This window comes from Epilithonimonas hominis, assembly GCF_003730015.1.
Classification (GTDB): Bacteria; Bacteroidota; Bacteroidia; order Flavobacteriales; family Weeksellaceae; genus Epilithonimonas; species Epilithonimonas hominis.
In genome coordinates this window covers 136,759-151,069 of sequence record NZ_RJTU01000034.1, presented here as the reverse complement: position 1 = coordinate 151,069, position 14,311 = coordinate 136,759, and the positions used below count along the sequence as shown (strand labels likewise).

At 36.2% G+C, this 14,311-nt stretch carries 9 protein-coding genes and 3 tRNA genes; 3 read left to right on the top strand and 9 right to left on the bottom strand.

What is annotated here, in order from left to right; genetic code table 11:
• Window positions 1-6: 6 nt before the first annotated feature.
• From mtgA to EGH73_RS05170, 4 genes are all read right to left on the bottom strand, one after another.
• On the bottom strand, window positions 7-654 hold the full coding sequence (gene mtgA, locus EGH73_RS05185) for a monofunctional biosynthetic peptidoglycan transglycosylase (RefSeq protein ID WP_123280964.1): 648 nt from the start codon (window positions 652-654) through the stop codon (window positions 7-9).
• Window positions 655-896: 242 nt separating this feature from the next.
• A tRNA-Arg gene (locus EGH73_RS05180) sits at window positions 897-970 on the bottom strand.
• Window positions 971-1,002: 32 nt separating this feature from the next.
• A tRNA-Pro gene (locus EGH73_RS05175) sits at window positions 1,003-1,077 on the bottom strand.
• Between the two features lie 13 nt (window positions 1,078-1,090).
• Window positions 1,091-1,175 (bottom strand) — tRNA-Ser (locus EGH73_RS05170).
• Between the two features lie 133 nt (window positions 1,176-1,308).
• On the opposite strand from EGH73_RS05170, the gene EGH73_RS05165 reads away from it, so the two are divergent.
• Window positions 1,309-2,316 (top strand): N-acetylmuramoyl-L-alanine amidase, encoded by a 1,008-nt coding sequence (locus tag EGH73_RS05165; RefSeq protein WP_123280963.1) that lies wholly within the window; start codon window positions 1,309-1,311, stop codon window positions 2,314-2,316.
• Between the two features lie 160 nt (window positions 2,317-2,476).
• On the opposite strand, the gene prmA is transcribed toward EGH73_RS05165, so the two are convergent.
• On the bottom strand, window positions 2,477-3,304 hold the full coding sequence (gene prmA, locus EGH73_RS05160; RefSeq protein ID WP_123280962.1) for a 50S ribosomal protein L11 methyltransferase: 828 nt from the start codon (window positions 3,302-3,304) through the stop codon (window positions 2,477-2,479).
• 135 nt (window positions 3,305-3,439) lie between these two features.
• The gene (locus EGH73_RS05155; RefSeq protein WP_123280961.1) at window positions 3,440-5,242 is read right to left on the bottom strand and encodes a TonB-dependent receptor plug domain-containing protein; all 1,803 of its coding nucleotides are present in this window, start codon (window positions 5,240-5,242) and stop codon (window positions 3,440-3,442) included.
• Window positions 5,243-5,881: 639 nt separating this feature from the next.
• On the opposite strand from EGH73_RS05155, the gene uvrA reads away from it, so the two are divergent.
• Window positions 5,882-8,671: an excinuclease ABC subunit UvrA gene (uvrA, locus tag EGH73_RS05150; protein ID WP_123280960.1), complete on the top strand. Its 2,790-nt coding sequence runs from the start codon at window positions 5,882-5,884 to the stop codon at window positions 8,669-8,671.
• Window positions 8,672-8,816: 145 nt separating this feature from the next.
• Complete coding sequence (locus EGH73_RS05145) at window positions 8,817-10,244, top strand: S41 family peptidase (RefSeq protein ID WP_123280959.1); 1,428 nt, start codon at window positions 8,817-8,819, stop codon at window positions 10,242-10,244.
• Between the two features lie 431 nt (window positions 10,245-10,675).
• Here the strand turns inward: EGH73_RS05145 and EGH73_RS05140 are convergent, their stop codons facing one another.
• The 3 genes from EGH73_RS05140 to pafA all read right to left on the bottom strand — a co-directional run bounded on the left by EGH73_RS05140 (window position 10,676) and on the right by pafA (window position 14,164).
• Entirely contained in the window at window positions 10,676-11,344 is a 669-nt protein-coding gene (locus EGH73_RS05140) for a YceI family protein (protein ID WP_123280958.1), read from the bottom strand.
• 178 nt (window positions 11,345-11,522) lie between these two features.
• The gene (locus EGH73_RS05135; protein ID WP_123281002.1) at window positions 11,523-12,287 is read right to left on the bottom strand and encodes a TIGR02757 family protein; all 765 of its coding nucleotides are present in this window, start codon (window positions 12,285-12,287) and stop codon (window positions 11,523-11,525) included.
• A 230-nt stretch (window positions 12,288-12,517) separates the two neighbouring features.
• Window positions 12,518-14,164 carry an alkaline phosphatase PafA gene (gene pafA / locus EGH73_RS05130; protein ID WP_123280957.1) on the bottom strand — a complete coding sequence of 549 codons (1,647 nt, stop codon included), beginning with the start codon at window positions 14,162-14,164 and terminating at the stop codon, window positions 12,518-12,520.
• Window positions 14,165-14,311: the final 147 nt, after the last annotated feature.

The following is a 14,311-nucleotide window of genomic DNA, read 5'->3' as shown; positions in this document are numbered from 1 at the left end:
AAATAATTATTTCAGAACAATATTATTCATCTGCCGCATAATCCAACTATGTTTTTTTCTAAGATAGGCACTTGGATTTTTCGGGTCATACTTTTTTGGATTGGGTAATACCGCAGCAATCCAAGCGGCCTCGCTCTTGTTTAGATCTTTTGCAGGCTTGTTGAAGTAATATTGAGAGGCTGCTTCTACTCCGAAAACACCTTGTCCCATTTCAATAGAATTGAGATACCGCTCCAAAATAACGTCTTTTCCCCATATTTTCTCTATTATGAAAGTATAAACAGCCTCCAGCCCTTTGCGAAACCAGCTTCTACCCTGCCAAAGAAATATATTCTTTGCCGTTTGTTGGGAAATGGTGCTTCCACCTCTTACCACCTTTCCTTTTTTGTCATTTTTCTTCATCGCTTTTTCAATAGCTTTATAGTCAAAACCATTGTGGATGAAAAAAGTTTGATCTTCTGAAGCAATTACAGCTTTTTTTACATTGTTGCCCATCTCATCATAGCTGATGTAGTCACGGTGTAACTTTCCATATTTTATCAGACCACCTAATTGTGTCCAAGTAATTGGGGGATTAAAAAAGATGCCGTAAATGATAAAGATAATATTAGCTATTATTAAAATAAAAAACAGTTTTTTGATCAACTTCCACATGGGTTAAAGAAATATTCAGCGAAAATAAGACAATTATTTTTTTCCTGTCTGCTGAAATTGAAAACTTGAAAGATAAATTTCTTGATTTTAGAATTTCTGAGATTACCTTGGTATGATACCAATCATTGCAGGACCTAGCGATTTTTGAAAGCAAATCGTAATCAATAGAACTAAATTAATTTTTTCAGATTGTTTGCATACAATCAAAAAAAACTCACAACCAAAATGATTGTGAGTTTAAGTGAGCGCGTCAGGATTCGAACCTGAGACCGTCTGCTTAGAAGGCAGATGCTCTATCCAGCTGAGCTACGCACCCATTTGTAATTTTGAGAAAATTACTAAAACTTGTCGGGGCGGCAGGATTCGAACCTGCGACCTCCTGGTCCCAAACCAGGCGCGATGACCGGACTACGCTACGCCCCGTAGATTTTCTTTGCGGAGGGTAAGGGATTCGAACCCTTGCGACCCTTTCGGGTCGACAGTTTAGCAAACTGCTCCATTAACCACTCTGGCAACCCTCCTTGCAATATTTTAAAGATCGTTTGTTCCTCAATTGCGAGTGCAAATATAGAACAGTTTTCGTTATCTCCCAAATTTTTTTCTTCATTTTTTTTCATATTTTTGAAACAAAATAATCTGTAAACACCCACCACTATGCGTAATTCATTATATCTCACAGCCTTAGGAATCGTTATGATATCTTGTGGAACACAACAAAAAACTGCAAAAAATAAAAACATCGCTATTCCAAATGCACCAAAACCTATTTTAACAGATAAAAAACCACAAATAAAAGAGGACGAAGGAGAATATTACAAAGTAAACATTGCAGACATCAGCAAGAATGATAACACAATTAGTTTCGGTTCTATTGTAAGTGCTAATCCTGCTGGCTACAAAATATCAAAAAGCTATTTTCCTGCGATAGGACAAAATTTTCGTCAGCGATACGTGATTTTACACTACACAGTTCTCAATGATGAGAAATCCATCACAACATTAACACAGCAATCTGTTAGTGCGCATTATCTTGTAAGCACGCTTCCTGATAAAGAAATCTATCAAATTGTGGACGAAAATAAAAGAGCGTACCACGCAGGAATCAGCAATTGGAGAAAAGACCAGAACCTGAACGACACTTCAATTGGAATTGAAATTGTAAATCTTGGCTACACAATGGATTCTTTGAACAACCGTGTTTTTTATCCTTATCCGGAAGAACAATTCAGGAAAGTGGCAGCTTTGGTAAAAGATATTGTGACGCGATATAATATCCCGCCAACTAATATTCTCGCGCATTCTGATATTGCGCCAACCAGAAAACAAGATCCAGGTCCGCTTTTTCCTTGGAAGAGATTGTACGATGAATATCAAGTCGGGATGTGGTATGATGAAACAGCAAAACAAACTTTCCTCAATCAAATCTTAACAACCAACGCTATTGCTTTACAATACAACAATCCGGAATTTGTTTCTAAAATCCAGCAACAATTGGTTCAGTTTGGATATGCATTGTCCGTAAATGGTGTTTGGGATAAAACGACGAAACAAACGATTGAGGCTTTCCAATTCCACTTTAGACCATCTAATTACAATGGAATTTTAGATGCGGAAACCTGGGCAATTTTGCAGGCTTTGATTCAGAAATATCCGCAAAAATGATAGGAAACAAAAACCCTCGAAAAGTAAATTCAGAGGGTTTTTTTAGGATTAATTTTGGTTTTGTGTGGCAATCGCAGCCCGACTTGAGCGGAGCTCTTTTTCCGAAAAGCAGTGTAGGAAAAAAGCGGGAGCGGAAGGCGGATAAGCTGCCCAAAAAATTTTATTTACTTAACAAAAGAGAAACCCATTCTTCTCTCTGGATTTTCCTTTCAAGCTTTAGATTTTGTTCTGTGCAAACTTCCAAAATATCATCCACATCGAAGAAACAAAGTCCAGACAACAGCAATTTTCCGCCATCTTCCAAAACGGAAACATACGTCGGAATGTCGGAAATCAAGATATTTCGGTTGATGTTAGCTAAGATAATTTCGAATTTTTCTTTTCCAAGATTATCTGCAGTTCCTAGTTCAATATCTAATTCTACATTGTTTCTTTCTGCATTTTCTTTGGAGTTTTCTACAGACCATTCGTCAATATCGATAGCCACAGTTCTACCCGCTCCTTTTTGTTTTGCAAAAATCGCTAAAACCGAAGTTCCGCAACCCATATCCAGCACTTTTTTGTTCTCCAAATCCATATCCAGCATCTGCTGAATCATCAAGTGCGTGGTCGGATGATGTCCTGTCCCGAAAGACATTTTTGGCTGAATCACAATCTCGTGCATTTGAGGATTCGGTTCGTGGAATTCTGCTCGGATAAGGACTTTATCTTCAACATTGATTGGTGAAAAATTCTTTTCCCATTCCTCGTTCCAGTTGATATTCGGCATTTCTTCGTACGAATATTGGATTTTCACATTGTCATTTTGAAAAAGCGGAATATTCTTTAATTCATTTTCATTGAAAATATCTTTCTGAATGTAGCCCAAAACACCGTCATATTCTTCGGTAAAGCTGTCAAAACCGATTTCTATCAGTTCTGCCATCAATATATCGTTCCAGGGTTGTAAAGGATTTATTTTAAAATTGAATTCTAAGTAAGCTGCCATTGTATAATTTTTTGCAAATTTAATTGATTTAGAATCTATTTATACTTATTTTGAGAAATTAACCACATAGGTACATAGTTTATCTAAAAATAAACAGACCAAATAGTTTTTCTATATGCCTATGTGATTGAAATTTTAATTCATTTTAATCTGATAAGTAAATCCTAGATGAAACCATCTTCCCGGCATCGGAACCAGATTAGATTCTGTGTATTTGGTATTTGTAAGGTTATTGATTAAGACATAAAAATTAAGGTCTTTGATTCGGAAATTAAGTTGTTCATCCAAAACATTATAACTGCCAAGATTCACACGTTCAGAGTATTTATAAATCAACTGATTGCTGAAAAATTTTAGGAATCTCAAATCCAATTGAGCAACAAATTGGTGTTTCAGATTCTGCAAAGAGAAACGGGAATATTTCATTTCATCTCTGTATTTATTATCCAGATAGGTATAAGCCAAACGGTAGTTCAGGAACGCAAATGGCTTATGTCTGAACTCAGTTTCAAAACCTTTCAGATCTATTTTTGCAATATTTACAGCTTTCCAAGGATCCGATGAAATTTCTTTTTGCCAGTCTATTCCATTGGTTGTGTTTCTCATAAACCCACTGATTTTCGCCAATATATTTTGATTCTGAAAACGATAGCCCAGCTCGGAAGAAACTGCATTTTCCGGAACCAGACCAGGATTTCCTTTTTCTGCTGGACTGTTGTAATACAGATCTGTAAACGTCGGGATTCTGAAACCTTTTGATATCGCACCGAAAATCTTGTGATTTTGATTAAAAATATAGCCCAAATCTACACCTGGATAGAAAAAATTACCACCCAAATAATTAGCCCAGCTTGCCCCTGGATTAACTTCCAGCTTCTGATCGAAAAATTTGACTTGATGCTCAAAAAACACCTGTGTCACATCTCTTTTTCTCTCACCAAGATTACTGCTGGTCAAAAATTCTTTTCTGTAATCTATTCCTACACTTGTGATTCCTATAGGTGATTCGTAGGAAGCATTTACAGTTCCTCCTACATTGTTCCCGATGTGCATATTTCTGTAGAATGAGGGATTCTCACGCTTAAGAAGATACATATCCTGACCTCTTCTCCAATAAACACTAGAATTAACCGAAAGATTACTGAATTTCTGCTCATATTGCAAACTTACAACGGAAGACTGCATTTCCTCATATTGATTGGTGTATGCTGGTGACGCGTAGAAACCGTTTGCTCCAAATTTCTTCTCAGAAAAACCTGCTTGCAAACCGATACTTCCGTTGCTAATCTTTAGTTTGTTCTGATAAAAATAATTCTGTATTTTATAATCTGTATTATATCTGTAACCGTCTGAAGCGCCACTGCTTACCTGGAAAAGATTCGTAAATTTTTCTGTCCCAAATGTCCCAGATGCCGACAAATCATAGGTTTTGAAATCACCGCCTTGCGCTTTCACCGTTACCTGTTCTTGTGAAGATGTTTTGGTAATGATATTAATAACACCCGCAAAAACATTTTGCCCATATAACTTTGCAGATGAACCTTTGATAATCTCTATGCGTTCCACTGCCGAAATATCAAACGGAATATTAAATGTATTATGTCCCGTTTGTGAATCATTCATTCGCACGCCATTTATCAAAACCAAAACCTGCTCAAAAGAACTTCCTCTGATCCCGATATCACTCTGCACACCATTGGAACCGCGTCTCCTGATATCCAAACCAGAATAAAACTGGAGTAATTCATCAATACTTGTTGCCGGACTTTTCTCGATTTGCTTTTTGGTGATAACGGTAACATTTTCATTCACATCATTATGCGAAACCGACAAAAAACGACCTTGGAGATCTACTCTTTCTATATTATTTTCCTGATTCTGCGCCATTGCATTAATTGACAAAACGCAAATTGACAAAGCTGTAATAGTTCTTTTCATATATAATTTTTATTATTTTGAAAGGTCAAAATTACTCAACCCTTTCAGATAATCGGGCGCAAATATAGAGATTAGCCAGATTCTCCATCTATAATTCTAATAAAAATTGAGTAGTAACAAGCCTCAACTACCTCTGAAGTACCTGTAACAGGTTATTTTGAGGTTAAACAAGTGCCTCCGACTCGTTGCTTAAGTGTCTAAGGATACTTGATGAAGTGGTCTCCGTTACTTGCATCAATACCTAAGACAAGTTCTGAACCACCCCTTTCAAGAATATAAACAATACAATATCAAACAATTAAAACCAACAAATCCCTAGGGATAACCTGTTAATAGAAACCGAAAATACCAAAGACAAAGCTCCGTAGGAGCGACCTGTCATTCACATAACATCAGTTCGCTCCTACGGAGCTCTATTCTAATCGACATCAACCTCTATTAACATTATGTTCCTACGGAACTAATTGAAAATGTCAACAAACATTTCACATTATCATCACCACTTTTGCGACTTAGAACCATCTCAAAAATCAATTCGTTTTAGTGCCTTTGCGATTAAAAACCGCTCCTTCATTTAATCCAAAATCTTATCGTGATTCGGTTTTATTTTCCTTAATTTTGTTGGTCTTATTTTTTACAATGGCTACAACTACTGAAATCGATATCAAAAAATATATTTTCGTTAAAAACGCACATCTTAACAACCTGAAACACATAGACGTTCTGATTCCAAAGAACAAACTGATTGTGATTACGGGTGTCTCTGGAAGTGGTAAATCGTCACTCGCTTTTGATACGATTTATGCCGAAGGACAAAGAAGATATGTGGAAAGTTTGAGTTCCTACGCGCGTCAGTTTTTGGGTAAATTAGAAAAACCGAAAATCGATGATATCAAAGGTCTAGCACCTTCTATTGCGATTCAGCAGAAAGTGATCTCGTCCAACCCAAGATCTACGGTAGGCACATCAACAGAAATCTACGATTACCTGAAACTTTTTTTCGCCAGAGTCGGAAGGACCTATTCGCCTGTTTCGGGTGAAGAAGTCAAAAAAGACAGCGTAACCGATGTGATTAACTTCATCCGGGATTCTAAAAAAGATTCTACGTTTTTATTGTTAACGCCTTTAACATTCGAAGTTAAAACTTTTGCTGAATTACTGAAAACCCTTAAGGTTTCAGGATTCACAAGGTTGGAAGTTAACGGAAATTTGGCGGGAATCGAGGATTTGGAAAGCTTCGGATTCACGCCGGAAAAAGATATGACAATCAATCTCGGGATTGACAGATTCAGTTATGAGGAAGATGAGAATTTCTTACAACGTTTAGCGGATTCTATCCAAATGGCTTTCTACGAAGGTCACGGCTATTGTTCACTTAAAAATACAGATACGGGGAAAATCCGTGAATTCTCCAATAAATTTGAATTAGACGGAATCGTTTTCAATGAACCAAATGTCCATTATTTCAGTTTCAACAATCCTTATGGCGCTTGTCCGACTTGCGAAGGTTACGGAAAAGTGATTGGAATTGATGAAGATTTGGTAATCCCAAACAAAAATCTGTCGCTTCACGAGGATGCAGTCGCTTCCTGGAAAGGCGAAAGTATGAGCGAATGGAAAAAGGATTTCATCAAAAAAGCCAAAGACTTCCCTATTCATAAACCTTATCACCAGTTAACCAAAGAGCAGAAGCAATACCTGTGGAGAGGTGACAAAACAAGAAATTTTCCAAGCATTGATAATTTCTTTAAAATGCTGGAAGAAAATCTTTATAAAATCCAGTATCGTGTGATGCTTTCACGTTATCGCGGCAAGACTATTTGCCCAACCTGTGAAGGTCTCAGATTACGAGAAGAAACCAGCTGGGTAAAAATTGACGGACACAATATTCAATCATTCATAGAATTACCTTTGGACGAATTGCTTCCACTAATCAAATCTTTAAAACTCAACGACCACGACAGAGAAATCGCCAAACGACTGACTTACGAAATCGAAACGAGATTAGAATTCCTGACGAAAGTTGGTCTCGGATATTTGACTTTGAACCGAACTTCGAACACGCTTTCCGGTGGAGAAAGTCAGAGAATCAATCTGGCAACAAGTTTAGGAAGTTCACTGGTTGGTTCTATATATATTTTGGATGAGCCAAGTATTGGTCTGCATTCCCGAGATACAGAAAATCTGATTGGTGTTTTAAAACAACTCCGAGACCTTGGAAATACCGTGATTGTTGTAGAGCACGATGAAGATGTGATGCGAGAAGCAGATTATGTCATCGATATTGGTCCGGAAGCGGGTTATCTTGGCGGAGATTTGGTTTTCAGTGGCGATTATAAAGAGATGCTGAAAGCAGATACTTTGACTGCAAAATATCTGAATGGCGATTTGAAAATCGAAGTTCCTACAAAACGAAGAAAAACAAAAGAATTTATTGAGATAAAAGGCGCTCGTCAAAATAACTTGAAGAATGTTGATGTCAATGTTCCTTTGGAATGTCTGACGGTGATTACAGGTGTTTCCGGAAGTGGAAAATCGACTTTGATGAAAGAAGTGATGACAAATGCAATTCAGATTCAGCTCGGAATGGGTGGAAAGAAAGCGGATTATGATTCCGTGACTTTCCCTTCAAGATTGATTCAGAATATCGAATTGATTGACCAAAATCCTATTGGAAAATCATCCCGTTCCAATCCTGTCACATATCTGAAAGCTTATGACGACATTCGAGACCTTTTTGCCAAACAAAAATCGGCAAAAGTCCAAGGTCTGAAACCAAAACATTTTTCTTTCAATGTGGATGGTGGAAGATGTGACGAATGCAAAGGTGACGGTGTGATTACCGTTTCGATGCAGTTTATGGCAGATATTGAGCTGGAATGTGAACATTGTCACGGAACGCGTTTCAAAAAAGAAATCCTCGAAATCAAATACGACGAAAAAAACATTTCCGACATCCTTCATATGACGGTTGACGAAGCGTTGGAATTCTTCAAAGAAAATCACGAAGAAAAAATCGCGACAAAACTAAAACCTTTGCAGGATGTTGGTTTAGGTTATCTTCAGTTGGGTCAATCCTCTTCTACTCTTTCGGGTGGCGAAGCGCAGAGAGTGAAATTGGCATCTTTCCTTGTGAAAGGTGTAACTACTGAAAAAACCTTGTTTGTATTTGATGAACCTTCAACAGGTTTGCATTTCCACGATATTCAAAAATTACTGAAATCCCTTCAGGCATTGATAGAATTAGGACATTCTGTTGTGGTGATTGAACATCAGCCGGATATTATCAAATGCGCCGACCACATCATCGACGTTGGTCCAAACGCAGGAAAATACGGCGGCGAAATTGTTTTCACAGGAACACCGGAAGATTTGGTTAAAGAGAAAAAGTCTTTTACTGGGAAGTATATTAAGGAGAAGTTGAATTAAAAAAAACATAGGATAATTATAAAACCAAAGTCGAAAAGCTTTGGTTTTTTGTTTTTGTTAATCATTCTAAATGTTTAATAAATAATGTTAAGTGATTAAAATTTGTTTGGGAGGTTTCTATATTTTAGTAAAAAATTAAAACCCAATGAAACTTAAATTTATTATTCTAACAATTCTCATTATTCAATTTTCAAATGCACAAATAAAAAATTCAGGCTTTGAAAGTTCAACAAATAATATTCCTGATAATTGGACGATAAAAAAATTAGAATCATATGCTTTTAAAATCGATGAAAATCAGAAATATCAAGGAAAAAAATCTTTTCAAATAATAGGAAACTCTAATGACACTAAAACATTTCAGTCTTTTTATCAAAAAATTCCCATTGAAGAAAAAGGTGTAAGAAAAATTGAAATATTTGCCTACATAAAATCTGAAGACGTTAATGGAAAAGTTAACATTTGGGGGCAAGTTTTGGACAAAGATGGCAACAAAATCAAATCTGCAACCACTAATACTCAGCAATTCCCTGTAATTATAAATAATGATTGGATAAAATACAGATTGCAGCTCAACGTTGATGAGAACGCAAAAAGTTTAAAAATCGGAGGACTATTAGCTGGTGCTGGAACAGTTTGGTTTGATGATTTTGAAATTAGAAGCATTGATATTGCCAACAAAGAACCCTCAAAAATTGCCTCTGATTACATAGAAGATTTTAAAAATCTGATAAAAACAAAATCAATCTTCCGGGACAAAATTGATTGGAACATTGTCGATGACAACATTAAAAAATTATCCCAAGGAGCAGAAACCATTAGTGATACAAAACCAGCAATAGAGTATATGATGAACACTTTAAAAGGTTCGGGAGATATTCATTCCTTCATTGTATCAAAAAAAAGCACAGATGAGAAAAAAATAAAAAATCTTAAGGGAATAGAACCGGAATCCAAAATAATCGATGGTAAAATCGGATATATAATGATTCCTGGATTCGCCACTTCAAATACTGAAGTCGGAAACCAGTTTGCATCAAAAATCAATGAAATGATAAAAAACCTGGATTCTGAAAACAAAACCGATGGTTGGATTGTTGACCTCAGAACTAATACTGGCGGAAGTATTTATCCTATGATCCTTGGATTAGAAAGTCTCATCGGAGATGGAACGCTGGGATATTTTGTAACTAAAGAAAAAAATATTCCGTGGATATTGGAAAACGGAAAATTTGGCAAAAATGAAATAACTCAACCATATAAATTAAAAAATTCTAATTCAAAAATTGCGATTTTGGTTGGAAAAAAGACAATCAGTGCTGGTGAGGCAACTGCGATTTCTTTCATTGGAAAACAAAATGTAAAACTTATTGGACAACCAACCGGCGGTTTTACATCAGCTAACTCCACTTTTCCTTTGAGTGATGGTAGATCTCTTGCTTTAGCAACATCTTTTGAAATGGACAGAACTGGGAAAGAATATCGTGAAAAAATAAATCCAGATATTTTGGTAGAACCAAGTTCAGAGAAAGATTTAGAAATAGAAATAGCAAAGAACTGGATTTTGGAATAATTACTTTGTGATTTATCCACAAAAAAATGTGGATAACGTTAAAACTTTAACATTGAGTTTACAAATGGTATTGTTTTTCTTTCTAAATTTACAATAGAGCTTTAGGAAATGAACACAAAATTTGCTTTTGACCCAATCGGAATTACTCAAATTAAATTTGGTATAAAAATTTAAGGATAGCATCGTCGGCTGTCCTTTTTTGTTGTTGTCTAACTAAAAAAATGAGATGTTTTTATCTACTGAACCGGCTTCTAAAGAGTCGGTTCTTTTATTTCACAAAGGCTTCGACTCCGCTCAGCCTGACAGTTGGCTGATAATTCTACAAAAAAATATTTAGTATTAGAAATATCACACTGAGCGGAGTCGAAGTGTTTATAATAAAAAAGACTGTCTCTTTCGAAACAGTCTCTCTTTTCATTTTTCAGAATTTATTATTTAGCAGCATTCACATTGATACCAATTTCGATGTCTTTGCTAATCATCCATTCAGCCGGGTCAGTTTCATCAGTCCCGAATTTGATTCCCCAATCTGCTCTATTTACAGTAAATTTAGCTTCAATACTAGCTTTATCTTCAGCAACAGTTACTTTTGCAGGGAAAGAAACGTTAAGCGTTTTTCCTAGCAAAGTCAGGTTTCCGCTTACAGTTTTATTAGCACCGGCCACCGCATCTTTGGGAAGTTCACCAGCCAAATCAGCTACAGCAGTGATTTTGAAATCAGAAGTTGGCTGTTTCTCAACATTAAAAAAGTCAGCATTTTTAAGGTGCGCTTCCAAGTCAGCTGGTTTTTTATCTGCTTCAGTTACAGACGCAGGATCCACTTTCAAAGTTGTCATATCGATTACGAAATCTCCAGAAGTTACCGCATTATTTTCAACTGTAATTTCTCCAGACTTCAAGTTAAGCGTTCCCCATCTTGGCGCAAAACCTCCTTTGTGAAAAGCTTTCCAATCTACTTTTGATGTAGCCAAGTCTGCCTTGTAAACTTCACCAGTTTTTGCCGCAACTTCCTGCGCATCTTTAACTGTTTCTTTTTTGTCGTTACAAGCTGTAAACATCAAAGCAGCCCCTGCTAATGCTAATACTGTTAATTTTTTCATAGATAATATTTTAAATTAAAATTCTTTTTCTTGCAGCAAAAATAAGACCTTTAATTCTGAAGTTATATTGATGTACATCAAGAAACGTTTTTAACCACAAAGCACAAAGTTTTTCACAAGGTTCACAAGTTAAATAGTTGTGTTCTTAGTGAGCACTTTGTGTCTTTGTGGTTAAACTCTATTCAAATTCTTTGAAAACACCCAAGCCAAACAACGCAAAGTCATAAACCGCAGGGTCTACAGAATTGTATTTTCTAAGAATTGAATCCAACTCTTCAACCGCTTTCCAATCATTTTGTTTTCGTTTCAGAATTCCTAATTTGCGGGAGATATTGGCGGTATGAACATCTAAAGGAATTGATAAAAATCTTGGATCAATCTTTTCCCAAATTCCAAAATCAACGCCTTTTTTATCTTTCCGAACCATCCAACGCAGAAACATAATCAATCGTTTGGAAGCCGAATTTTTGTAAGGCGAACTCACGTGTTTCTGGCCACGATGGACTTCCGAAATAAAATGATTTCTGAAACGCTCGATAGAATGTGAGAAATTAACTTCGTTTTCGTTAATTAGAAAAGCATCTTCCAGACTATCAAACTGAGAATAAATTTGGCGAAAATTCTTGAGAAAGAAAATAAAATCTTCGTGATTGAATGTTCTGTGAATGGCTTTTTGTGGAATTCTATTTAAGTCAGAATCTGTAAAATTCATGATGAAATCGTACGGTGAATTTCCCATTAATTCCATCATTTTGTTGGCATCATTGATAATCGATTTTCGATTTCCCCAAGCGACACTTGCAGACAAAAATCCGGCAATCTCAATGTCTTGTTTCAAAGAAAAACGATGCGGAATCTGGATTGGATCATCGGTAATAAAATCTGGAGAATTATAGAGTTCTGCCTTTTCATTCAGCAAATCGAAGATGTCTTTTTCTTTCAAAATCATTGGTCAAAAATACGAATTGTTTTTATCGTCAAAGCGCAAGAATTTTAATTACAGAAAAGTAAAAAGTCGCAAAGTTCTCATTGAAAACATTTGCGACTTAAATTTTATAAACCACATAGAAACATAGTTTTTGTACGCCCAAGTTAAAATAGTTTCAATTCTATTTTAATTTAAAAACGATTAATTTCTATGTGTCTATGTGGTTAGATTACTTTATTTAAAAACTATCTCCCAATCACTTCCGTAATTGGTTTTCCGATGGCACCGCTTGGAAATTCGATATGAAGTAAAGCGGAGATTGTTGGCGCAATGTCCGTCATATAATAATCGCCGTTGCTCTCACCGTGTTTGATTCCCCAACCCATAAAAATCAACGGAATATGAGAATCGTAAGAATTCCAAACGCTGTGCGTGGTTCCTTTTTTGGCGTAACTTGGTAACATCCCGTCGTGAGAAATGATTTGAATATCCCCACTTCTCTGCCAGTTATAACCATTAATGACCCTGGATTTTATCGGTTCTGGAATCGCTGATGAACCAATCTTTTTCAAATCTACGGCGTACAAAACTCTAGGGTCTTTGTTCAGTTGATCGATGATGGTTGTTTTGATGGCTTCTTCATCCAGATTTTTTTCTTTAATCAAATTTTGATTCAGGTAGATTTGGTAATTGTCGATTCCGAGAATCAATTTGGAATTGGCATATTTTTTCTCCAATTCACCGCCGAGATTCTTCTCCATTCCTTCGTCAAAGAAACCACCTAATATTTTGTTGGCTCTCAAAAAGCCTTCTGCATTGGCGCCACCGTGATCTGCGGATAGAAAAACCAAATAATTATTCTTTCCTACTTTCTCATCCAACTTATTGAAAAATGTTGCCAGATCTCTGTCCAGTCTGATGTAAGTATCTTCCACCTCAATCGAGTTGGGTCCGTAAGAATGTCCTACATAATCTGTTGATGCCAAATTAATTGCAAGAAAATCAGTCTCAGCTCCTTTTCCTAAGGCATAATTGTCTAAAGCCGATTCAGCAAATTTCAAAGTTAATGTATTTCCGAAAGGTGTTGTTCTGATGACGCCTTTTTTTGTGGCATAATCAGACAATAGATTTTTGTAAGGAAAAACAGGTTGTTTTGCCGTTCCCACAGGATATTCCCATTCTACATTATCAGCCGTACTTTCTGTATATTGATTAATCGGCAAAACAGTTTCCCATCCGTTTGCCAATAGTTTTTCAGGATTTTTCTGCTCATTAAAGTTTTTGACCCAACCTGGCAAATCATTCATATAATATGAACTTGTGATAAAATTTCCAGTAGCATCATCAAACCAAAATGCACCAGTAGGATTATGACCTGCCGGTAGAATAGAAGCGCGGTCTTTCAAAGAAACGCCTACGACTTTTGATTTGAAATTACTTGCAATTCTCAATTGGTCTGTAACGGTTGTTGACCAAAGATTTTTTGGAGAATGACTTCCTATCTTTCTATTATCTGTACCCACCGGATTAACACTTTCGTCCGTGGTACAATAGACATTTTTTCCGGTTTCTTTGTCCGTCCAGTCATTACCGGCAATACCGTGGATAGAAGGCACCGAACCTGTATAAATGGAAGTATGACCAATCGCTGTAACGGTAGGTATGTAAGGAATATGGACATTATTGAGAGAATAACCTTCGCCCAAAAGTCTCTGAAATCCGCCTTTCCCAAATTTCTTTTCGAATCTGTAAAGATAATCCCAGCGCATCTGGTCTACAATTAATCCTACAACTAATTTTGGTCTTTCTCCTGAATTTAATTTTGTTTTCTGCGCATTTACATTTCCAAATGTAGCCACGGCTAAAACGAAAATCTGAATTTTTCTGAACATTGAATCACTTTTTATTGAGTCCAAATTTACGGCTTTCAAAAGTTTTGAGATGTGAAATTTTATTAAAGTTTGCCTGAGAATTAAAAACTAAATCATTCTAAAAAATTAAATCTAGAGATCTCAGGCACATAAGAACATAGATTCCGA